Consider the following 22,861-nt stretch of genomic DNA (forward strand, 5'->3'; position numbering starts at 1 on the left):
CGCGCTCCAGATCCTGTCCGCCCGCCTCCCGGCAGATCGTCACCGACCGCAGACGGATTTTTTCATGCTCCGCGTTGCGGTCGAGATCGATCGTGAGGCCGTGCTGCTCGACGCTATCCATTTGAATGAGAGCGTTGCGAAAGACCGAAACGCGCTGCAACGTCGCCTTCCAGCTGGCGATCGGGCCGAAATTATCGATATACCAGCGCAGCGCCGTGTTGACCTGGTTGAACGCTCCAACGGCCATCATCAGCCCGCCGAAGGTGAGGTTGCCGGAAAAATAGACCGGTGCCGCAATCAAAATTGGCGCGACCACCGCCAGCCAGCCATAACCTGCGGAGACCCATGTCAGATGCGTCAAGGCCATGGCAAGCCCGCGAATGACGCCGAGCACGGCGTCGATATCGATGCCGATGCGGCGTCTCTCGTTTTTCTCACCTCCAGCGAGCGCGATCGCCGCGAGATTTTCGCTTGCCCTCATCAACGAAAAGCGCAGCTCCGCCTCCTTTGAGTAACGCTCGGCATTCAACCCCACCAGCCGATACCCGACGAGATTGCTGAGAAGCGAGGCCGACCCTGCATAAAGGATCGCCGCCCAGACCATATAGCCCGGTACCGCGTAGGTATCGCCACTGATCGTGATTGCAAAGCCCGCCGAAAGTGACCAGAGGACACCGATGAAGCTGACGAGCAGTATCGTTGCATTGACGAGGCCGATGGAAAGGGCTGTGCTGCTTTCCGCAAGATTGCGGACGTCGTCATGCAGGCGCTGATCCGGGTTGATGGAAATCGTGCCAAAGCTGGCGAGCCGGGCCGCGCGACCCGGCTTCAGCCACTGGTCCACCATATCCTTGGCGAGACCCTCGCGCATGTTGAGAGCCGTCATCTGGTTGAGCCAGGTCTGGATGACATTGAGCAGCAATAGTAGCCCGGCAATGATGGCGAAAACTTCGAGCTGATGAAGGAAGGCATCGAGATCGCGCCGCTCAAGTGCGTTATAAAAGGGCGCGTTCCATTCATTGAGCCTGATCTGCCCGTAGGCAGTGAGCAATATCACCGTCAGCAGAGCCACCGATAGCAGGATTAGCCGCGTGCGCACCGGCGACGTCCAGAAGGCACGGCCCATCATGCGCAGCTGTGCTGGAAAATCGAGATCGAAACCCGAAAGATTAGCCGCGCCTTTGCGCTGATCGTCGGTTACCGATGTTGCCATTCATTCCATTCCGAAACGTCAATCGGCAAAGAAAGCGGGTCGCGATTCTGCGCCTTGCGATGCCAAGCAATAACATGCCGTTCACCCTTGTCCACAATCGCGGCAAAATCTGAACGGCAGTGACTAAAAAGCCGGGGCAATTCTTTGTGCGGGGAAGTACCGCCATCCAAAGCGAACAATGCGATTGCCCCCGGAAATGATCCTTGCTTTCTCTTCCTGCATTGCACAAAATCCCGTTAATTTCAGAGGGGCGGACAACCGCATAAACCGGAAAACCGGGCAAGGCAGATTAATGGCGATCAAAGCGAGCATCTATCATCTGACGCATTATAAATACGATAACCCGGTCCGCCTTGGACCACAGATTATAAGACTGAAGCCCGCCTCGCATTCCCGAACCCGCGTCATCAGCCATTCGCTCAAGGTTTCGCCTACAAACCACTTCGTGAACCTTCAGCAAGACCCCTACGGCAATTACCTCGCCCGCTTCGTTTTTCCCGAGCCGGCGACGGAGTTCAAGATCGAGGTCGATCTTGTCGCCGATATGACGGTTTATAATCCGTTCGACTTTTTTGTAGAGGAAGAGGCGACCAAGTGGCCCTTCGATTATCCGCAGGAACTGCGGGACGATCTTTCCATTTACATGAAGCCGGAGCCAGCGGGCCCTTTGCTCTCCGCCTTCATGGCCACCGTCGACCGCACACCTGGGCAACCGACCGTAGATATGGTTGTCGGCCTCAATGCCCGGCTGCAGCAGGAAATTGGGTACGTGATCCGCATGGAACCCGGCGTCCAGACGCCCGAGGAGACGCTCGCCTCCGGCAAGGGTTCGTGTCGCGACACAAGCTGGCTGCTGGTGCAGGTTCTGCGGCACCTTGGGCTCGCGGCACGCTTCGTGTCGGGATATCTCATTCAGCTGACGCCTGATCTCAAGGCCCTCGATGGCCCCTCCGGGACCGAAGTCGATTTTACCGATCTGCACGCCTGGGCCGAAGTCTATATGCCCGGTGCCGGCTGGATCGGCCTCGACCCGACCTCCGGGCTGCTGACGGGAGAGAGCCATATTCCACTCGCGGCAACGCCACATTACCGCAATGCGGCACCGATCTCGGGTGGATATTTCGGCCACGCCAATACCGAATTCGCCTTCGACATGCAGGTTCGGCGGGTTGCGGAAACGCCGCGCATCACGAAACCGTTCTCCGATGAGAGCTGGGACGATCTTAATGCTCTCGGCCATAGGGTGGATGAGGTTCTCAACAGCCATGATGTCCGGTTGACAATGGGCGGCGAGCCGACGTTCGTATCCATCGATGATTTCGAGTCCGACGAATGGAATACCGGCGCGGTGGGGCCGACAAAACGTGAGAAAGCAGACATCCTGATCCGCCGTCTGCGGGAACGCTTCGCACCGGGCGGCTTTTTGCATTACGGACAGGGAAAATGGTATCCCGGCGAAAGCCTGCCGCGCTGGACTTTCTCGCTTTACTGGCGAAAAGACGGTCTCCCCATCTGGCAAAATCCTGATCTGATCGCCAATGAGGGCGCAGACACGGGCGTTGGTGCCGACGATGCGCAGAAACTACTAGGCGGCATCGCAACACAGCTCGGCATCGAAGGCGATCTGGTGTTGCCCGCCTATGAGGATCCAGCCGAATGGATCATCAAGGAAGGAAGCCTTCCCGACAATGTCGATCCGTCCAATTCCAAGTTGAAAGACCCGGAAGAACGAAACCGCCTCGCCCGCGTCTTCGAGCGCGGACTGACGACGCCAACGGGCTATATCCTTCCTGTTCAGGCGTGGAACGCGCGGGCTGGCGGCAAGCGCTGGATCAGCGAGAAGTGGAAGACCCGTCGCGGCAAGATATTCCTTGTTCCCGGCGACAGCCCCGTGGGTTATCGCCTCCCGCTCGGCACCCTGCCCTACGTGCCGCCATCTGCTTATCCCTACATCCATGAGGCCGATCCTTCTATTCCCCGCGGTCCGCTTCCCGATGCCTTCAAGCCATCCGGCCGCCCCATGCCGGAAGCGTCTTTCCAGGCAAACGAGGTTTCGGGGCAAGAGCGGATCGAACAGACGCTCGGCGAGATTGGCGGTGCGGTGCGGACGGCCCTTTCCGTCGAGCCGCGCGATGGCCGGCTCTGCGTCTTCATGCCGCCGGTCGAGCGCATCGAGGATTATCTGGAGCTGATAGCCGCCGCAGAAGCAGCCGCTGCCGAGCAAGGATTGCCCGTGCACATCGAAGGATATGCGCCGCCCCATGACGAGCGCATCAACGTCATCCGGGTCGCGCCCGATCCCGGTGTCATCGAGGTCAACATCCATCCCGCTTCGAGCTGGAAGGATTGCGTCGACATCACCACCGCAGTCTATGAGGAGGCGCGCCAGTCGCGTCTCGGTGCCGACAAGTTCATGATCGACGGTCGTCACACCGGCACAGGCGGCGGCAACCACGTGGTGGTTGGGGGCGCGAGCCCCAATGACAGCCCGTTCCTGCGCCGTCCCGATCTTCTCAAAAGCCTCGTGCTCCACTGGCAGCGGCATCCGTCACTCTCCTATCTTTTCTCAGGCCTGTTCATCGGCCCGACGAGTCAGGCGCCGCGCATCGACGAGGCCCGGCACGACAGCCTTTATGAGCTGGAAATAGCGTTGGCGCAGGTGCCCCCACCCGGTGAAGGGGTGCCACCGCTGCCATGGCTGGTCGATCGCCTGTTCCGCAACCTGCTGACGGATGTGACAGGCAATACCCACCGCGCTGAAATCTGCATCGACAAGCTGTTCTCGCCAGATGGGCCGACCGGTCGTCTCGGGCTGGTGGAATTTCGCGGCTTTGAAATGCCGCCCAATGCCCGCATGTCGCTTGCCCAGCAATTGCTGGTGCGTGCCCTTATTGCCCGTTTCTGGAAAAATCCGGCCGCCGGCAAATTCGTGCGCTGGGGCACGGCGCTCGCTGATCGCTTCATGCTGCCGCATTATATCTGGGCCGACTTTCTCGATGTGCTGGCTGACCTCCGTGAAAACGGATTCGACGTGAAACCTGAATGGTTCACGGCCCAGCAGGAATTCCGTTTCCCGTTCTTTGGTGAAGTGGAATACGAGGGCGCGAAACTCGAATTGCGCCAGGCGCTGGAGCCGTGGCATGTCATGGGCGAACAGGGCGCCATTGGCGGCACCGTGCGTTTCGTCGACAGCTCCGTCGAGCGGCTGCAGGTGCGGCTGGAAACCTCCAATCCCGCCCGTTACACCGTGGCCTGCAACGGCCGCGCCGTCCCGCTGACGCCCACGGAAAATCGTAGCGTTTCGGTGGCCGGCGTCCGCTTCAAGGCCTGGCAGCCCGCCTCCGGTCTGCACCCGGTTTTGCCGGTCAATTCACCCTTGACCTTTGACATTTATGATACATGGTCGGGCCGATCGATCGGCGGATGCATCTACCATGTTGCTCATCCGGGCGGGCGCAATTACGAGACCTTTCCCGTCAACGGCAACGAGGCGGAGGCACGCCGCCTCGCCCGTTTCGAACCATGGGGACATACGGCAGGGCAATATCCGTTGCAGGCGGAAACCGTGTCGCCAGAATTTCCGCTGACGCTTGATCTGCGCCGGCCTTACGGAGTGTAAATTGTCCAAAGCCCCGGCAACGGATCGCAAGTTGAAGACGGGCCCGCAACCGAGCGGGCTTGACTATTTCCCGCTGCCGGGTGTGGCCGATGAAATGCTCGATACCAACGGCAGGGTTAGGCCGGTATGGAGGACCCTGCTCGAGGCACTGTCGCGCATGTCGGAGCGGGAACTGCATGAGCGTTTTGCCCGCACCGACCGCTATCTGCGCGACGCCGGCGTATTCTATCGCGATTACGGCAAGGGCAGCGGTGAGAGAAACTGGCCGATTTCCCACATTCCGGTCCTGATTGACGACCGGGAGTGGGCTGTGCTTTCGGAAGGCTTAAAGCAGCGCGCCGATCTCCTGGAGGCGATGGTCGCTGACTTCTATGGCGAGAACCGGCTGGTCAAGGAAGGCTATGTGCCGCCGGCGCTGATTGCCTCCAATCCGGAATATCTGCGCCCCATGGTTGGCGTGAAACCAGCAAGCGGCCACTACCTGCATTTCTGCTCTTTCGAAATCGGCCGGGGGCCGGACGGAAATTGGTGGGTGCTGGCCGACCGGACGCAGGCGCCCTCAGGGGCCGGCTTCGCGCTGGAAAACCGAGTGGCGACAACCCGTGCCCTGTCCGATATCTACGCGGAAAGCCATGTGCATCGCCTCGCCTCGTTTTTTGGGGCCTTCCGTGATGCCCTGCAGTCGCACCGGAAACACCCTGACGACCGCATCGCGGTGTTGACCCCCGGCCCCGCCAACGAGACCTATTTCGAACATGCCTATATAGCCCGTTATCTCGGCTTCATGTTGCTGGAGGGCGAGGACCTGACGGTCGTCAACGGTCGCGTCATGGTCAGAACTGTGGCCGGACTGAAGCCCATTGGCGTGCTGTGGCGACGTCTCGATGCCTCCTATTCCGATCCTCTCGAGCTCAACCAGCACTCCCATATCGGCACGCCGGGCATGGTCCAAGCGCTGCGCAATGAAGCGCTGACGATCGTCAATGCGCTCGGCAGCGGCATCCTGGAAACGCGGGCGCTGCTTGCCTTCATGCCGCGCATCTGCCGCCACCTTCTCGGGGAGGAGCTAAAACTTCCATCCATCGCCACCTGGTGGTGCGGACAGGAAGCCGAGCGTCGCCATGTTGCCTCCAATATTGAAGGCATGGTCATTGGCCCCGCTTATTCGCGGCTGCCTTTTTTTGATGATAACGGCCAATCCGTACTCGGCTCCTCATTGCGTGAAACAGCCAAGGAATCGATCAGCGACTGGCTTGCTTCCGATGGCCACAGGCTGGTGGGCCAGGAAGTGGTGAAGCTTTCGACCACACCTGCCTATGTCGACAATAAGCTTGTCCCGCGTCCGATGAGCCTTCGCGTCTTCGCCGCCCGTACGCAGGAGGGCTGGCAGATCATGCCCGGTGGCTTTGCCCGCATCGGCAGCGGCGACGATGTCTCCGCCATCGCCATGCAGTCGGGTGGAAGTGCGGCTGACGTCTGGATCGTCAGCGACCAGCCGGTTGAGCGCACATCGCTGCTGCCAGCGGAAGAGAGTTTCACCCGCAATATGCCGGGAAGCCTGCCAAGCCGCGCCGCCGACAACCTCTTCTGGCTTGGCCGCTATATCGAACGCTCGGAAGGCGTGCTGCGTATCCTGCGCGCATGGCACGGGCGCTTCGCGGAATCCGCCGATCCGCGCCAGCCGCTGCTTGCCCATGTGACGCGTTATCTCGAAGCGCTCGACGTCGAGATGAATGATGCGGTGCCGGAAAGTCTGCTCAACAACATCAACAGCGCTCTTTACTCGGCCAGCAATATTCGCGACCGCTTTTCACCGGATGGCTGGCTGGCGCTGAACGATCTTGCCAAGACCGCGAGGCGTTTCCACGCCAAGGTGGCGCCCGGCGACGACGCCACCCATGCGATGACGATCCTGCTGCGCAAGCTCGCCGGTTTTGCGGGCCTTGTTCACGAAAACATGTATCGCTTCACGGGCTGGCGTTTCCTCTCGATTGGCCGTTATCTCGAGCGCGGGCTGCATATGACGCGGCTTCTCGGCCACATGGCCGGTCCCGACGCTCCGGATGGTTCTTACGACATGCTGCTTGAGATCGGCGACAGCGTGATGACCCATCGTCGTCGCTACAATGTCAACACGGCCGGTCTGACCGTCACCGATCTTCTGGCGCTTGATCCGCTCAATCCGCGCTCGATCCTGTTCCAGCTGAATGAAATCCGCACCGAGGTGGAGCAGCTTCCGAACGCTTTCGTCAATGGTCAGATGTCTCCCTTCTATCGGGAGGCAATGCGTTTGCATTCCGGACTGGCGGTCATGACACCTGAGACCATGAACGGCGCGATCTATCGTCAGCTTGAGACCGATATGGAACATCTCTCCGATGTTCTGGCCCGGACCTACCTGGGATAACCGATGCTTTACGACCTTTCCCTGCATATGGGTTATACCTACGACACGCCAGCCCACGGCGCACGCCACATCATTCGTATCCTGCCGCTCTCGATACCTGGTCGGCAAAGGCTGGTCGCCGGATCCATCGATGTTTTGCCGACGCCGGAAGAGCGTGTCGTCTTCGAGGACTTCTTTCATCAGTCTGCAACATCAGTGCATCTGCGTTCGCCGCATGAGAAGCTCGACATTCGAATGCAGGCCCGCGTGATGGTGGAGCCAATCGCACTAACCGCGGATTTTTCGCCGGAGCTTTCGCGCCTGCCACAGGAACTGGCGGATGTCTGGTCGCTGGATTTCCAGTCACCCCACCATCTCGTCGGTCCAAGCCCTAGAATTGGAACGGATGCGGCGATCTCCGCCTATGCGCGGGACATGGTGGAACCCGGAATGACCATTCGCGAAATCGCTCTTTCGCTCTGCAAGCATATCCACAAGGACTTCACGTATGATGGCGAGGCAACGACGGTGGACACAACACCATCGGAAGCCTTCAAGCTCAAGCGCGGCGTGTGCCAGGATTTTTCGCACATCATGATCTTGGCGCTGCGCAGCCTTGGTATTCCTGCCGGTTACGTCAGCGGTTTCCTGCGCACCATTCCGCCGCCTGGCAAAGAGCGGCTGGAAGGCGCGGATGCCATGCATGCCTGGGTGCGCATCTGGTGCGGTGAAGCAACCGGCTATCTGGAACTGGACCCAACGAATGATATTGCCGCGGGAAGCGACCATATCGTCGTCGGGTACGGCCGGGACTATTCCGATGTCGCTCCCGTCATCGGCGTCTTGAAGAGCTACGGTAACCAGCAGATAAAACAGGCGGTCGATGTCGTCCCCGTCCAATAATGATACGATCTGTATTATTGCGGACAACGCCTCAAGCAATTCTTGAAAATACTTCAAAATCTGCACCAATTTGAACGCTGCGTAAAATTGAAGCGGTCATGTTAGCGTATTTTACATCGTTTGCGGCTTTCCTGCGCTCAGTCGAATATTCTAATAGTGAGCACCCGATGACCGTCCTGCCGTCCAGAAGCCTCAAGCGCCGTTTCTTTGCAGATACGAGCGGAAATTTTGGCATGTTGACGGCTATATTGCTTCCGGTCCTGCTGGGCGTTGCAGGCGCCGGCTTGGAACTCGCAAATGTTATGCAGGCGAAAGCGAACCTGCAGAATACGGCAGATTCCGCCGCACTTGCCGCCGCAACGGAAGCGCGTCTGCGGGAGGGCAAACTGACCGATGAACAGATAAAGGAAATCGCCAAAGCCTTCATCGCGGGCCAGATGGACCAGAGCCTGACCGAGGAGCAGAAAAAGGAACTGGACGAGAATTCTCTCACCAATGTCGGGGCAACCGAAAACGCCCGCGGCAAGACCTTCATCATTGAAACCAAGATAAACCAGAAAATCCAGCTTAACCCGCTGCTCGGTTTGATCGGGGCGCACACGATCGACGTTTCCGTAACGGGCACGGCAAAGAGTACCGTCAACAAGGGCGCGCCGATCTCCATGTATCTGGCGCTCGATCGTTCCGGTTCCATGTCGTTCAAGACGGACACAGTCGACACCAAAAAAACGTCCTGCCAGAACTACACTGCTGACAACTGGATCAAATATCCCAATCTTACCAAGTCATCGCCGTGTTACGTCAACAAGGCCACCTCGCTGAAAACCGCAGTCGGGTTCCTTGTCGCAACGTTGAACAAGGCCGATCCGACCTACACGGCGAACGGCGGCTCGGAACTCGTCCGCACGGGCGCGTCTGTCTATACGCACGAGACCTATCCTGCCCAGCCCCTCAGCTGGGGGACGAACAGCGTCGTCACCTACGTCGACAAGCAGATCCCGGAATTCCCCACCGGCGGCACGGATGCCCGCAGCAGCCTGACCGCCGCCTACAACGCGCTTAAAACATCCAACCCCGCCGAAGCGAAGGCACACAAAGACAAGGGCAGTGAATCCTTCGAGCGCTATATCGTTCTCATGACCGATGGCGAGATGACGGGAAACAGTGCGTCGTGGAATTCCAGCATTGACCAGTCCGTGCGCACCACCTGCGAAACCGCGAAGAAGGACGGCATCAAAATTTTTACCGTCGCCTTCATGGCTCCCGATAAGGGCAAGGCGCTGCTGCAATATTGCGCCTCAAGTGCGGACAATTATTATGCGCCTGAAAACATGGAGCAGATCGTGACCGCGTTTGGCGAAATCGCCCGCAAGGCCGCCGGCAGCATCGCCACGCTGACAAATTGACGGGTCTCGCGATCTCCCCGGATGAGGTTTATGCCATGCATGGCTGTCAGAACCTGCACGGCAGGTGACAGCGGCAGCGGCCCATGGCATAGGAGGGCCGCTCCCATTCACAGGCCCTGTCATGATCCGCATCGAAAATATCAGCAAGTCGAACAGCCATCGCATTCTCTATATCGAAGCCTCCGCCGCGCTCAATCGCGGTGAGAAGATTGGCCTCGTCGGCCCGAACGGCGCCGGCAAGACCACGCTGTTCCGGATGATAACGGGGGAAGAGCAGCCCGACGAAGGCCAGGTCGTTGTCGAGAAGGGCATGACGGTTGGCTATTTCGATCAGGACGTCGGCGAAATGTCCGGCAGGTCTGCCGTTGCCGAGGTCATGGAGGGGGCAGGTCCCGTCAGCGCCGTGGCTGCCGAACTGCGGGAGCTGGAGGCCGCGATGTCCGATCCTGACAGGATGGACGAGATGGACGCGATCATCGAGCGCTATGGCGAGGTGCAGGCGCGGTACGAGGAACTTGACGGCTATGCGCTGGAAGGCCGCGCTCGGGAAGTTCTTGCCGGGCTGAGCTTCACCCAGGACATGATGGACGGTGATGTCTCCAAGCTATCAGGCGGATGGAAGATGCGCGTGGCGCTTGCTCGCATTCTGCTCATGCGCCCCGACGTGATGTTGCTCGACGAACCGTCGAACCATCTGGACCTTGAGAGCCTCATCTGGCTTGAGGACTTCCTGAAAAATTACGATGGCGCTTTGCTCATGACCTCGCATGACCGCGAATTCATGAACCGCATCGTTACCAAGATCATCGAAATCGATGCGGGTAACCTCACCACCTATTCCGGGGACTACGGTTTTTACGAGCAGCAGCGCGCCCAGAACGAAAAGCAGCAACAGGCGCAGTTCGAGCGCCAGCAGGCGATGCTTGCGAAGGAAATCAAGTTCATCGAGCGTTTCAAGGCCCGCGCCTCGCACGCCTCGCAGGTGCAAAGCCGCGTGAAGAAGCTTGAGAAGATCGACCGTGTAGAGCCGCCGAAACGGCGACAGACGGTGGCATTCGAATTCGCGCCCGCCCCGCGCTCAGGGGAGGATGTCGTCGCGCTGAAGAAAGTCAACAAGACCTATGGCAGCCGCACGATCTATGACGACCTCGACTTCATGGTTCGCCGCAAGGAGCGCTGGTGCATCATGGGTGTGAATGGCGCCGGGAAATCGACATTGCTGAAACTGGTGACGGGAACGGCAGAACCGGATTCCGGCAATGTTACCCTCGGCGCCAGCGTCAAGCTGGGTTATTTCGCGCAGCACGCCATGGATGTCCTTGACGGTGACAGCACCATCCTCGAATGGCTTGAGGAACGGTTTCCCAAAGCCGGTCAAGCACCGCTGCGCGCCCTTGCCGGCTGCTTCGGCTTTTCTGGCGATGATGTCGAGAAGCGCTGCCGCGTTCTGTCCGGCGGCGAAAAAGCGCGCCTTGTCATGGCCGCCATGCTGTTCGACCCACCGAATTTCCTCGTGCTGGACGAGCCAACCAACCATCTTGATCTCGACACCAAGGAAATGCTGATCAAGGCACTGTCCGACTATGAAGGCACAATGCTTTTCGTTTCGCACGATCGTCATTTCCTGGCCGCGCTTTCAAACCGCGTGCTGGAACTGACACCTGACGGCATCCATCAGTACGGCGGCGGCTACACCGAATATGTCGAGAGCACGGGACAGGAAGCACCAGGTCTGCGCAGCTGAGCTCAGGAACGTCAATCACGATTAGACGGAGTAGTCTCTAGGAGCGTAGACAAAAAGAACGTAGGCGCCCGGCGGCATGGCTTTTTGATGTCCGCCGCCAAGGGCCATGATTTCATCGCTGAGTGACTGGTGCTGAATCCCCATCCGGCGCCGCGTAGCTCGAGATCAGACCAAACTGCCGTTTAAATCGGGCAAATGGTCCGCAAGTTCCCTAACCCGCGCATATAAAGGCTTGGAACCACGACTGGCCACCGCGGTTCGCACTATTGCTGTGCTCGAGCCGTCGTCCTGCGAAGGTGCTGATGGTTAGAAACGATTCTTTGTGAACGGCGCAGGAAAGGAACAGTGATGGATGCTGGTTTGATCGTTGGTTATCTCGCCTCGTTTTGCTCGGTTTCCAGTTTCATACCGCAGGTCTGGAAGGTGGTGAGAACAGGCGACACGGCAGCTATTTCGGCGCGCATGTATTTCCTGACCGTGACGGGATTTGCGCTTTGGGCGACATTCGGTTTTCTGCGGAGCGAATGGCCGATCATTCTGACGAATTCCATCTGTTTCTGTCTCTCCGGCATCGTCCTGTTTAAAAAGCGACAGGCACAACGTCAGCACCGCTAAGATTTTTGCATTTGGCGATCTGGCGCGCGCTCGTGTGCCATGGCGGAACTTTCCTTTCGGGCTGAGGTTGGACAGGACGACATTTTCTCGAACCTTCAAGGGAGAACGACATGGGTACGGATCGCGAGGAATGGATTTCGAAACGCGCTTATGAACTATGGGAACAGGCGGGCCGCCCTGATGGGCAGGATGAAGAGCAGTGGCACGCCGCGAGCGCGGAATGGGAGGAGGAGTTCGGACCCACCGAAACCCCGCCACAGGATGACACGTCGTTGGAAAGCATTGATGCGGAGCGCACTGAAACGTCGCTCGCGCCTTGAGCGCGAATAATCTTCACGACAGGGAGGAACCGTTCGGCTGCGCGGAGGTTGTTTGCGTGGCGGAAAACGAGTTCGTCTTTCCTCCAGATGCCACGACCTCCTTTCCCCGTCGAACTTTTCAGAGGCAATAATGATCAGCAGAAATTCCCGTATCGTCGCCGGTGACTATCGTCAACTCGGCGCGACAGCGGACGATAAGGGTGTGAATTTCGCGCTGTTCAGCGCGCATGCGGAGCGGGTGGAACTCTGCTTATATTCGGAAGACGGATCTCAGGAGGTCGATCGCTTCGATCTTCCCGAATATACGAATGAGATCTGGCACGGCTATGTGCCGGGCCTGAAGGCAGGCGCACTTTATGGCTACCGTGTTCATGGTCCTTTCGACCCCGAAAAAGGTCACCGCTTCAATCCGAACAAATTACTTTTGGATCCCTATGCCAGAGAGCTCGTGGGCGATATTGCGTGGCAACAGGCCCAGTTCGCTTACGTTATCGGCAGCGAGGACAAGGATCTTTCGTTCGACGAGACCGATAGCGCGCAATTCGTCCCAAAAGCCCGAATCGTCGGATCTACAGACAAATCTCCTCGTGCAACCCGCCCCGAAATTCCTTGGTCCAAGACAATATTTTACGAAACCCATGTCAAAGGCTTCACGCAGTTGCACTCGTCCGTTCCGCAAGAGCTTCGCGGGACTTTCGAGGGCCTCGGTCATAAAAATATCGTCGATTATGTCAAAAGCCTTGGCATCACCTCCATCGAGCTGTTGCCCGTCCACTGGTTCCCCGACGACGCCCACCTATTGGACAAGGGGCTGAAGAACTTCTGGGGATATAACACTCTGGCTTTCTTCGCGCCGGCCAACCGATATTTTGGACCCCGCGGCATAGATGGTTTCCGCGACATGGTCCGTGCATTTCACGATGCCGGTATCGAAGTCATTCTCGATGTCGTCTACAACCATACGGCCGAAGGCAATGAGATGGGGCCGACGCTCTCCTTTCGGGGCATCGACAACTTTTCCTATTATCGCACGATGCCGGATCAGGCCCGGTATTACATCAATGATACCGGCACCGGAAACACCGTGAATACATCCCACCCCAGGGTTTTGCAGATGATCACGGACTCTCTGCGCTATTGGGCGCAGGAGATGGAAATAGATGGCTTTCGGTTTGATCTTGGAACAATTCTCGGGCGCGAGCCTGAAGGTTTTGACCAGCGCAGCGGTTTCTTCGATGCGGTTGGCCAGGATCCTGTTCTGTCGCGTCTGAAGCTGGTCGGTGAGCCCTGGGACATTGGCCCCGGCGGATACCAGGTAGGCGGGTTTCCTCCCGGCTGGGCTGAATGGAATGACAAATACCGCGACACCGTGCGCGACTACTGGCGGGATAAAGACGGGACCACGCCAGATTTTGCCGCGCGAATTCTTGGTTCCGGTGACGTATACGACAAGCGCGGCCGCCGCCCCTGGTCGGGCGTCAACTTCCTGACGGCCCACGATGGCTTCACCCTCAACGATCTTGTCTCGTACAACGACAAACACAATGAGGCCAACGGGGAAGACAACAAGGACGGTCATGGCGACAACCGCAGTTTCAATTTTGGCGTCGAGGGCCCTACGGACGATGAGACAATCATCGCTCTTCGCGATCGCCAGAAGCGCAACTTCCTGGCGACGTTGTTCCTGTCCCACGGAACGCCCATGCTGCTGGCAGGCGACGAATTCGGCCGTAGCCAGATGGGCAACAATAACGGTTATTGTCAGGATAGCGAACTCAGTTGGGTCCACTGGGACAATCTGCCTGAAAGCGCCGACCAACTCCGTAATTTCGTCCGCAAACTGATCGCATTGCGCCATTCCCATTCAATCCTGAGGCGCGACGACTGGCGTGATGGCATGGTCATGACCTGGTACAATCCCGCCGCGACCGAACAGACGGAGGAACAGTGGGCTGATCCCGGCGCGACCACGATCGGTCTACGGGTTTCCCGTGATCATGACGAGGAAGAGGGCTGGGACGACATTCTCATCCTCTTCAATCCACATGACGGACACGTGCCGTTCGCCCTGCCCGAGGTTGAGGGCGGCTGGTTTGAAGTACTGACCACCGCCGATCCTCTCCTGGAAGAGCGGGAGGTGGGGGATTCTCCATATGATCTGGTCGAACGCAGTCTGGTCCTGCTTCGCTCCGGGAAGCACCGCTAACGTAGATGGCCGGCGCCGTCGAGCCCTGCTCCAGTCGATATGAAAAGCAGATAGCCCCAGAGGTCGCCGACACCTGGGGCTGATACCCTTCGAGTTTACGCAAACCAAAGAGCCTCGCCTATCGCTGGCGCTATTTGTGGCAAATGCTATTGTCCCAGCTGTGAAACCAGCGCCTGCATGGTCACGCGCAGTCCGTCAGGATCGTAATTGATCTCGACGCCTCCGGTTCCCAGGAGGCCCATACGGATCAGCTTCGATCCAAACCCTTTGCCCGACGGCAGTACGACCGGGGGACCATCCTGTTCGTCCCACTCGACAACGAGCGTGCTGTCCCCACCGACGGGCTCGACCCTCCACGTCACGATGACCTTTCCAGCGTCGCTCGACCAGGCGCCATATTTCAGGGCGTTGGTGCCGAGCTCGTGCATGAGAAGCCCAAGGCTGAGCGCCGTCCGCGGACCGATCTCAAGGTCCGAACCTGAAAGACGGTAACGATCCGGAAGGGAAAGTTGCCGAAGCACGGAATCGATCACGGTCATCATGCGCGCTGATGACCAGTCGTGATTGAGAAGGACTTCATGCGCTTTCGAAAGAGCATGAAGCCGGCTGACAAAGGCTTCCACGGGCGCCCTGTCGGTGACGGGCCGAAGGGTCTGGGTCGCGATTGCCTGAACCATCGCCATCGTGTTTTTCAGCCGATGGCTTATCTCGTGGTTGAGAACCTGTTGCTCATGCTCCGCACGGATCCGCGATATTGCTTCGCGGGTCCGATCGGCAATCGTCCGCACAAAATCCCGTTCTTCTGGAGAAAATTCGTGCGGCTTTTCGTAGTGCACAAACATGACGCCGACAAAAGCGCCCCGTTCAAGGATTGGGACGTTAACAAGGACGGAAATGCCCAGCGAGTTCAAAAGCTCCGCTGACCCCGATGTCCTCGGATCGGCAGCGACGTCAGCTATGATCACTAGCTCGCCACGCTTCAAGTCTTCGATATAGGAACCGTATTCACGAAAATGATGGCGGCCGGCAACGGTGAACATCCCGGCCGCGCGCCAGTCAGGCAGCATCTCCACAGTCTCGGCGATGGGATCGACGATGCCATAACCCGCCCGCGTTGCCCCTTGCAGATTTCGAGCCATAATTTCCGCGGCGGCGAAAGCGACGTCGGCGACCGAGTCGAGTTCGCGGATCTTTTCCCCCAGTTCGAGAAAAGCGAGCTGCCTGTCCTCCGAGAGCTTTTGTGCTGTCGCGTTTCTCGCAACCTTGATGAAGCCGGAAAGATGGGAGGAGTAATGATTGGGCATCGGGCGTATGGTGCCATCGAGAAAGACCCGCGTACCATCGGCGGTGAGATGCCATCGGCGATCAAGTGCAACACCCTCGCGACCCGCCGTGTCGATCTCAAGCTGCGGAATATTCGCCGCCCGATCTTCCTGCGTAAAAATATCTTCGAACGGTCTGCCAAGCATCTGCGCTTCCGACCAACCGAAAGTCTCCTCGGCACCGCCAAACCAGCTGGTGATGCGGTGGTTCTCATCGAGCGTCAGGATGATGTAATCCTTGGCCCCTTCAACGATCAGTCGCAGTTTCGTCTCGCTGTTGCGTAACGCCTCCACCGCCTGCATGCGATCAGTAACGTCGACGAAGATGATGACGAATTTATCGTTGCCGGTCGCCTGCACGTAGCCGTCGAACCAGCGATCCAGGGAGCGGATCTTGCGTGTGAAACGCTTGCTTTGCCTGGTCTCCATCGCTTCGGCGACATCGGAAATCCATTCTTCCTCAAAGTCTGGGAAGACATCGCGCATCGTTTGGCCGGGGACATTATCTCCGGGTAAGCCGAGAAGAACACTCCAGGCCGGATTGATTGTTTCAAACCGCCAGTCGATGATCGATCCTTCGAGATCGCGGATCACGGAGCCGACGACGATGCCCTCTTCCAGCTGTCGAAACAGTGTTTCCCATCGACGCTCAGAGAGGAAGGTGGCAATCTGATTGGAAGCGACACGCCCGATCCGGCTCAGCAGTTCCAGCTCACTCTCAGTCCAGCTTCGCGGCTCTCCGTCGATTGCCGCGAGCGCGCCGATGACCAGACCATCCGGCATGGTGACCGGAACGCCCATATATGAAATCACGCCGAGATCGGCGATGGCCAAATTGTCCCTGACGAGGTGGTGGAGTGTCGCGTCGCCGATGATGAGGGGTATCTTGTCGCGCACCACGTGCTGGCAAAAAGAATGCGTCAGCGGCGTCTCTGCCGCTTCGGCCCATTTTTCCGGAAGGCCGAGATGGGCGATGAAGACTTGCCGATGCTCATCGAGAATGGAAATCAGTGCTACCGGACATTTCAGCCCGGATTTAACAACCTCGATAATCTCCTGGAATTCGGATTGGCCCTGAACATCAAGCAAACCAGAATTGCGAACGGCTTCGATGCGTTCAGATGGCGAGTTCAAGGGCAAATCCTATTTACGACGGCGTCTTACACCGACAATGCAGCGAGCAAGTTCGGCGACAACACAAGACTTGGCGGTGCGGTAACCGACTGGTGCTCGCCGTTCACGATGGTGTCGATGAATTCAAGTGCATTTTGCAACCCGTTCATCGTGTAAGGTTTTTCGATCGCGCCAAGCGCCCCCGCGAAATCCTCAGGGATGCGCTTCAGGTTTCCGGAAACGAAAACATAGGGAATTGAACGGGACGCAAGATGCCGACCGACGTCGATACCAGTTGGACCGTCAAGCAATTGAATATCCACAAAGGCGAATTGTGGCGAGGTTTTTTCGATCAATGAAAGAGCTTGCTTGCTGTCAGCGGCGACGCCCACGATCTCGTGCCCGGCCTCTTCCACTTCACTCTCAAGCTCCATAGCCAGTAAAGCCTCATCTTCAACAATCAAGATCTTCACGAGATATCCTTTCAGTCTTTTACAGAAAGCGTGACCTGGACGTCCGTCCGGCGATTATCGACGGTCCTCACCATCGTTGCACGCAACTGTTTTAGTGATGCTTCCAGCATCTTTTTGCTGAAGGCGGCTTGTTCGCTATCGACGTCAACCGGAACAACGATATCAACGACCCGAATGAGGAAGTGGCCGTTGAGCCGTTTCACTTCCAGATGCAGTTCGCCACCGCCATCTTTCAGTCCACGGCCAATCGCGTCTCCAATCAGCTCGTTGATGATCAACGCCAAAGGCGATGCCTTGGTTGCTGGAACCACGACCTCGTGGAGGTCCGTCGTGAGAGTGATGTCGCTCCGTTTCAAGGCACCGATCTTGTCCAGCATCAGGGTATTGGCGAAATCCGCCACATCGAAATGGCCCACATCCTCATCGTTCAGGAGTTTGCGCTGAACGGTGCTCAGCGCTTCGACGCGGTTCAGCACGGACATCAGTGTCCGCTCGACGACCTCATTGTCTGTCATTCGTGCCTGGAGCTTGACGATGGAGGCGATCGTCAAAAGATTGTTTTTGACGCGGTGATCGACTTCATGGACGAGCGCCGTTTTTGCGCGCAGTGCCTCGGTCAGATCGGCCGTCCTCAGCGCCACCTCTTCCTCGGCAATATGCCGGGCGCGGGCGAGCTCGGCCTCCTTGCTTTTGATGTTGGTGAAATCGAGCTGCGATGCGAAAAAGTAGATGACCGCTCCGGACACGTCGCGCACAGGGCTGACGAAAAGCGCGTTCCAGAACTCCGAGCCATCTTTGCGGTAGTTCAGGATGTCGATGGCGAGATCCCGTTCCGAAGCGATCGCGTCGCGCAGCTTGTTGACCGCCTCCGGATTTGTCTTCGGTCCCTGAAGAAGGCGGCAGTTGCGCCCAATCAGCTCCTCCATCCCATAGCCGGTCAGGTTGCAGAAGGCGCGGTTGCAGAAAATGATTGGATTGTCGGGCTGCCGAGGGTCGGTGATGAGCATCGGCATGCGGGTGGCTTTAAAAGCCGCCGCAAAAGGATCTTCTGAAGCGTGGCCTGAAACAAGACGCTCTCCGGCGTCTCTAGCGTCCTGCCGGGAGTGTGGGTCGTCTTTCATTCAGCGTCCTGAGGATTATACGCCGGGGAAATGTGTCATCTTCAATTTTGTTCCGAGCGTTTGAGAAAAAATCTCAGTAGCCGGTCATTTCCAGATAGCCACTCCCCGAGGCGGTCCCTGTGAAACTGATAGGCCCCTCCCAATAGGGCGTCGAGGTCGCCATCCAGGCCTGTTCATTAAGAGCGGTCATGTTGATGTCGAGACCGCGGCTCGGTATCTTCAGGTTCCATTCCACAGGGATGACCCTGCCGTTGACAGTTGCGGTTCGCAAGGGTGAAAGCTGCACATCTGCGGGATCCACGGCTGCGGTCGTGCCGTCCGCCGACACCCAATTGGCAGAAACATATCCTTGCCTGTCGTCCCGCAGGCGAAACGCCATAACCTTTTCACCCGTCGCAAGATGGAGGGAGAACCAGTCCCACCCCGTCTGATTTGACGCCAGCGGCTGGGACGACCACTCCCGATCGAGCCAAGCCCTGCCATTCACCTCGCGTGATCGGCCATCAAGGATGACCGTCCCGCGCACCTCGTAAAATGGCTGTGAATAATAATAGCTTGCCTGGCCTGCCGCCGATTTGACGGAAAAGCCCTTTTCACCCTGCAAAACCAGAGGTCCTTTCGCGGTAAGCCTTAACTGATACTGGAAACCGTCGCCTTTGGCATTCAGATCAATCTTGTCGAGAGGATCGGCAAGTTCACTCGTCACCGCTTCCATCTGCCAGTTGTCGATCCAGGCGTCGAACGGCTCAGCTTCGACGCCTGCCTGTCCAACACCGCCGCGCGCCAATCTTTCAGCCACGTAATGACGGTTAGCGGTCGTTACTGCCGCATGGCCGAGCCATATTTGCGGATCGGCCCATCCGCCACGCTTACCAGGTTGAAGCGCCGACCGGAAAAGCGTCCATTGCGCACCGAGTTCTTCACCATCGGATGTGCGCAGATTAGCTGTGACGTACCACCACTCGATCCTGAAATCGGGATGCGCCCCATGGTCCTGCGGGAACACCAGCGGCACGCCTCTCCTCGGAACGCTAAAACCTTCCGCGTTCGACCCGAGACCGGCAAAACCCTGCCCGACTGCCGCGGCGGGCATCAGAACAAGAGAAGCGCAAAGAAAAGCGATGATGGGATTAGCGTTCATTGGCAAAGACCCTCAGAAGGTCGGCAGGAGCCGTTCTCGCCAGCCGCCGGATCGGAATGAGAACCGAGATGACGGCGGCGAGCAGCGCGACAACGGCCAGTCTAAGCCATTCCAGGGGGAAGAGCATCATGGGCAACCGCCAGCCGAATGCTTCGACGTTGATGATCACCAGGAGAACCCACGCCAATACTAGCCCGACGGGAATTGCCGCGAGGAAAGTGATGAACCACAAGGCAAGCGTCCGGAGAAGTTCTAGCCACGCCAGATCGCGACGACGAAGCCCGAGCGCCCAGACAGGAGCCAGCTGTGGCAACCGGAGCGACGAAAGCGTCAAAAGGCTCGAAAACATCGCAAAGCCCGCAACGGCAAGCGTCAGGACGTTGAGCGCACCCGTCACTGCAAAGGTCTGCTCGAAAATGGCCGTCGACTGCCGCTTGAGAGAAGCCTGGTCAACGATATTGCTTTCAGGCAGCCCGAATTCGTCCATCAGCCGCTGCCGGAAGGCGGACGTCTCCTCCGGGGCGATGCGGAGCCCGTAGCGCAGCTTCTCGACGTCGGGATAGTGTTCAACAAGGGCTTTGATACCGATGATGACTTGGCCGGTCGGATTGCCGTAATCCGAAAACACACCGACGACGGTGGCGCTCCAGCCGCCCGGCAGGGCGATTTTCTGTCCGAGCGATGCCTTGCCGGACCGCCAGAACTGCTCGTTGACAAGCGCTCCCTGCCCACTCGCAACCTCGTCCCAGGTCGCTTTGGTACCTTGGATCAACGGCCAATGGTCCCTATAGGTGGCGTCATCGGCGACACCAAAAATCTGCACCTTTTCTCCCGAAATTTCGCCCTGCGTACTCCAGATCGGCAGAACCGCTTTTGTATGATCAGGGAACCATTGACGCAATCGGTCCGCCTCACTCTCATCCCTTGCCGTTACATAAACTTCCGCCGCGAGCCGCTGGTCCAGCCAACCGACAAACGTTTCGCGAAAGCTCGAAACCATGGTTCCCACGCCGATATTGGCCGACAATGCCAACAGCAATGCCATCAACGCGAGCGACAGTCCCGGCAATTGCTGCCGTGTGTCGGCAAAGAACCATTTTGCCAACACATGTCGGGATGTCTGCTCACATGTTTTCAGGGCAACAGCCAGTGACGGTGGGAGGATAAGAGCTGCGCCCAGCAGGAATGCCGCCAGCGCGGAAAAGCCGGCAACGAGACCCTTGCCCCACCAGATCAGCAGGATAGAAAGCGCAAGAAGAACTACGCCTGCTATGGCCTGAAGCACAAGCCCCTTGAAGGAGGCCATTGCCCAAGCCCTGCTTTGCGCCGCTGACAGGATCGGCATCTTCCAGACACGCCAGAGATGTTGAAGGGAAGAAAGCCAGGTGCCGACCAGCGCCATGCCAAGGCCTGCCAGCCACCATTCCGGCCTGATGGAAAGCGAACCCACAACGCTCGCCCCGTAAAGGCCGCCGAGCGTCGCTGCCACGCCAGGCAGAAGTGCCGAGGCAATCACGTAACCCAGCACAACGCCGAAAGCGCCCGAAACGAGCGCAAAGAGCGTCACTTCGATAAAGAGCATGGCCGTGAGGGATGTCAGCGAGACGCCGAGCGATCTCATCGTCCTGAAGGTGCCACGCCGCTGCTCAAACGACAGGCCGGTTGCGGAATAAACGATGAAAAGACCAACAACGAAAGCAAGAAACCCAAATGCGGCAAGGTTGAGATGAAAGCTGTCGGTGAGCCGCGCGACATCCGGCCGCCCACCTGCTTCTCTAATCCTCAGCTCGGGCGCGACGGCCGCAATCGCCTGCAATTTCTGCCCTTCTCCCGCGGAAACGACAATTCGGCTAAGGCGGCCATTGCGTTCAAGGAGACGGTCCGCGGTGGCGATGTCGACAAAGGCGGCACCGTCAGGGATATTTTCTGCCGTTCTCACCGCAAGGCCTGAAGTTTCTTTCAGGCTACCGGCTGTTGCCGGCGACACGATCATGACACCGGGCGGCGTCATGAATTCGATCAGTCCAGATCGATCATTGGCGGGCAGAAGCGTACGGTCCGACGGCATCGTCAACGGATCAATTCCGATAAGCCTGATACGCGTCATCCCAAACCGGTGTTGACCCTCAATGACTGGAGAGACATCGAAACCCGCACGCCGAAGTTTTGCGTAAGTCTGCGACGCTATCATGCCCCCGTCCTTTGCCACCAACTGATCCAGCTGGTTTTGAGACAAAACGGAGGCAGCCCGGTCATAACTCGCCCGCGCCTCGGCATTGATGGCCTGCACGGCGGACCAGAGAGCTGTCGCGAGCGCCACGCCCATCACGAGCGTCATCAGCTGAACAGGTCGATAGCGCCAATGCGAAAGCAGCGCGTTGAAGGCGGATAGGTTCATTGCGAAACCTTCCCGCCGCTTAAGGTGATTCGCCGATCAAGCTTCGCGGCAAGCCGGCTGGAATGGGTGACGAGCAGAAGTGCTATATTGGCCGACTTTGTCAGCCGAAGCATGATGTCGATGACGATATCCGCGGTCGCCTCGTCCAGATTGCCGGTTGGCTCGTCGGCGAGGATCAGTGCCGGCCGTGCCGCAAGGGTTCGTGCGATTGCAACCCGTTGCTGTTGCCCGCCCGATAGCTGCTCTGGGTAGCGCCTCAGCAGCGTTGCAATTCCGAGCGCTTCGACCAGCGTCTTTTCCCACGTCGGATCATGGCGGCCCGCAAGCTTTGCATGGAAAGAAACATTGGAGCCAACATCAAGGCTCGGTATCAGATTGAACTGCTGAAAAATCAGACCGACATCATGTCGGCGAAATTGCGCCCGGCCCCTGTCGTCAAGATCGGTGATCTTGCGGCCGCTTACCATGATGGTGCCGCTGTCGGGAAGATCAAGGCCGCCAGCAAGATGGAGAAGCGTGCTTTTGCCGCTGCCGGATTCTCCTGTCAGGGCAAGGCTTTCACCGGCATCGAGCGATAGCCCGACACCATTGAGCACCGGAATTACACCTTCAGCCGTTTCATAGGTCTTTTTGACGTCGGAGATGAAGAGGATCATGCGGCTTCGGTTTCCCAACTCGTGTTCTGCTCGGTGACATGCGTACGGTCATCAACCAAGCTTACCCGGCGATGTTCCCGAAACGCGATGTGGTAGAGTGTTGGATTTTGCCAAGCGACCCCAATTCAGCCCTGCATGTCTGCACATTTGGAATCAATAGCCGAGTCGGTTAAGCCTGTGTGCGGATCTGCTTCCGATTGTGCTGCGGATCATCCGAGGTTGGAA

At 58.2% G+C, this 22,861-nt stretch carries 15 protein-coding genes; 8 read left to right on the forward strand and 7 right to left on the reverse strand.

Translation table 11 applies throughout. The features are described 5' to 3' along the window. Nucleotides 1-1,213, reverse strand: a 1,213-nt coding sequence (locus tag ACUTJJ_RS07245) for an ABC transporter ATP-binding protein/permease (protein ID WP_445541771.1), incomplete at its 3' end; no start/stop codon positions are given. Between the two features lie 292 nt (nt 1,214-1,505). On the opposite strand from ACUTJJ_RS07245, the gene ACUTJJ_RS07250 reads away from it, so the two are divergent. The 8 genes from ACUTJJ_RS07250 (at nt 1,506) to glgX (ending at nt 14,412) form a co-directional block, all read left to right on the forward strand. Further along, nucleotides 1,506-4,832 (forward strand): transglutaminase family protein, encoded by a 3,327-nt coding sequence (locus ACUTJJ_RS07250; RefSeq protein WP_209090906.1) that lies wholly within the window; start codon nt 1,506-1,508, stop codon nt 4,830-4,832. 1 nt (nt 4,833) lies between these two features. Then, nucleotides 4,834-7,239: a circularly permuted type 2 ATP-grasp protein gene (locus ACUTJJ_RS07255; protein WP_063950233.1), complete on the forward strand. Its 2,406-nt coding sequence runs from the start codon at nt 4,834-4,836 to the stop codon at nt 7,237-7,239. Nucleotides 7,240-7,242: 3 nt separating this feature from the next. After that, nucleotides 7,243-8,121, forward strand: coding sequence for a transglutaminase family protein (locus ACUTJJ_RS07260; protein WP_209090904.1), 879 nt, complete (start codon nt 7,243-7,245; stop codon nt 8,119-8,121). Nucleotides 8,122-8,288: 167 nt separating this feature from the next. Beyond that, nucleotides 8,289-9,527, forward strand: a complete 1,239-nt coding sequence (locus tag ACUTJJ_RS07265; protein WP_209090902.1) for a vWA domain-containing protein — start codon at nt 8,289-8,291, stop codon at nt 9,525-9,527. Nucleotides 9,528-9,648: 121 nt separating this feature from the next. Continuing rightward, complete coding sequence (locus ACUTJJ_RS07270) at nt 9,649-11,271, forward strand: ABC-F family ATP-binding cassette domain-containing protein (protein WP_445541772.1); 1,623 nt, start codon at nt 9,649-9,651, stop codon at nt 11,269-11,271. A 348-nt stretch (nt 11,272-11,619) separates the two neighbouring features. Then, the gene (locus ACUTJJ_RS07275) at nt 11,620-11,886 is read left to right on the forward strand and encodes a SemiSWEET family sugar transporter (protein ID WP_063950229.1); all 267 of its coding nucleotides are present in this window, start codon (nt 11,620-11,622) and stop codon (nt 11,884-11,886) included. Between the two features lie 110 nt (nt 11,887-11,996). Continuing rightward, nucleotides 11,997-12,206, forward strand: coding sequence for a DUF2934 domain-containing protein (locus ACUTJJ_RS07280; protein WP_445541773.1), 210 nt, complete (start codon nt 11,997-11,999; stop codon nt 12,204-12,206). 130 nt (nt 12,207-12,336) lie between these two features. Then, nucleotides 12,337-14,412, forward strand: a complete 2,076-nt coding sequence (gene glgX / locus ACUTJJ_RS07285; RefSeq protein ID WP_209090896.1) for a glycogen debranching protein GlgX — start codon at nt 12,337-12,339, stop codon at nt 14,410-14,412. A gap of 146 nt (nt 14,413-14,558) precedes the next feature. Here the strand turns inward: glgX and ACUTJJ_RS07290 are convergent, their stop codons facing one another. The 6 genes from ACUTJJ_RS07290 to ACUTJJ_RS07315 form a co-directional block, all read right to left on the reverse strand. Next, nucleotides 14,559-16,868 carry a GAF domain-containing protein gene (locus ACUTJJ_RS07290; protein ID WP_209090895.1) on the reverse strand — a complete coding sequence of 770 codons (2,310 nt, stop codon included), beginning with the start codon at nt 16,866-16,868 and terminating at the stop codon, nt 14,559-14,561. Between the two features lie 26 nt (nt 16,869-16,894). Beyond that, complete coding sequence (locus ACUTJJ_RS07295) at nt 16,895-17,320, reverse strand: response regulator (RefSeq protein ID WP_063950225.1); 426 nt, start codon at nt 17,318-17,320, stop codon at nt 16,895-16,897. Nucleotides 17,321-17,331: 11 nt separating this feature from the next. Beyond that, on the reverse strand, nt 17,332-18,441 hold the full coding sequence (locus ACUTJJ_RS07300; protein WP_063950224.1) for a PAS domain-containing protein: 1,110 nt from the start codon (nt 18,439-18,441) through the stop codon (nt 17,332-17,334). Nucleotides 18,442-18,514: 73 nt separating this feature from the next. Further along, nucleotides 18,515-19,582, reverse strand: coding sequence for a lipocalin-like domain-containing protein (locus tag ACUTJJ_RS07305; RefSeq protein WP_445541774.1), 1,068 nt, complete (start codon nt 19,580-19,582; stop codon nt 18,515-18,517). Beyond that, entirely contained in the window at nt 19,572-21,980 is a 2,409-nt protein-coding gene (locus ACUTJJ_RS07310; protein ID WP_209090891.1) for an ABC transporter permease, read from the reverse strand. The genes ACUTJJ_RS07305 and ACUTJJ_RS07310 overlap by 11 nt, the downstream gene beginning before the upstream one ends. After that, nucleotides 21,977-22,636, reverse strand: coding sequence for an ABC transporter ATP-binding protein (locus ACUTJJ_RS07315; RefSeq protein WP_209090890.1), 660 nt, complete (start codon nt 22,634-22,636; stop codon nt 21,977-21,979). The genes ACUTJJ_RS07310 and ACUTJJ_RS07315 overlap by 4 nt, the downstream gene beginning before the upstream one ends. Nucleotides 22,637-22,861 lie beyond the last annotated feature (225 nt).

The organism is Agrobacterium sp. DKPNP3 (assembly GCF_052686535.1).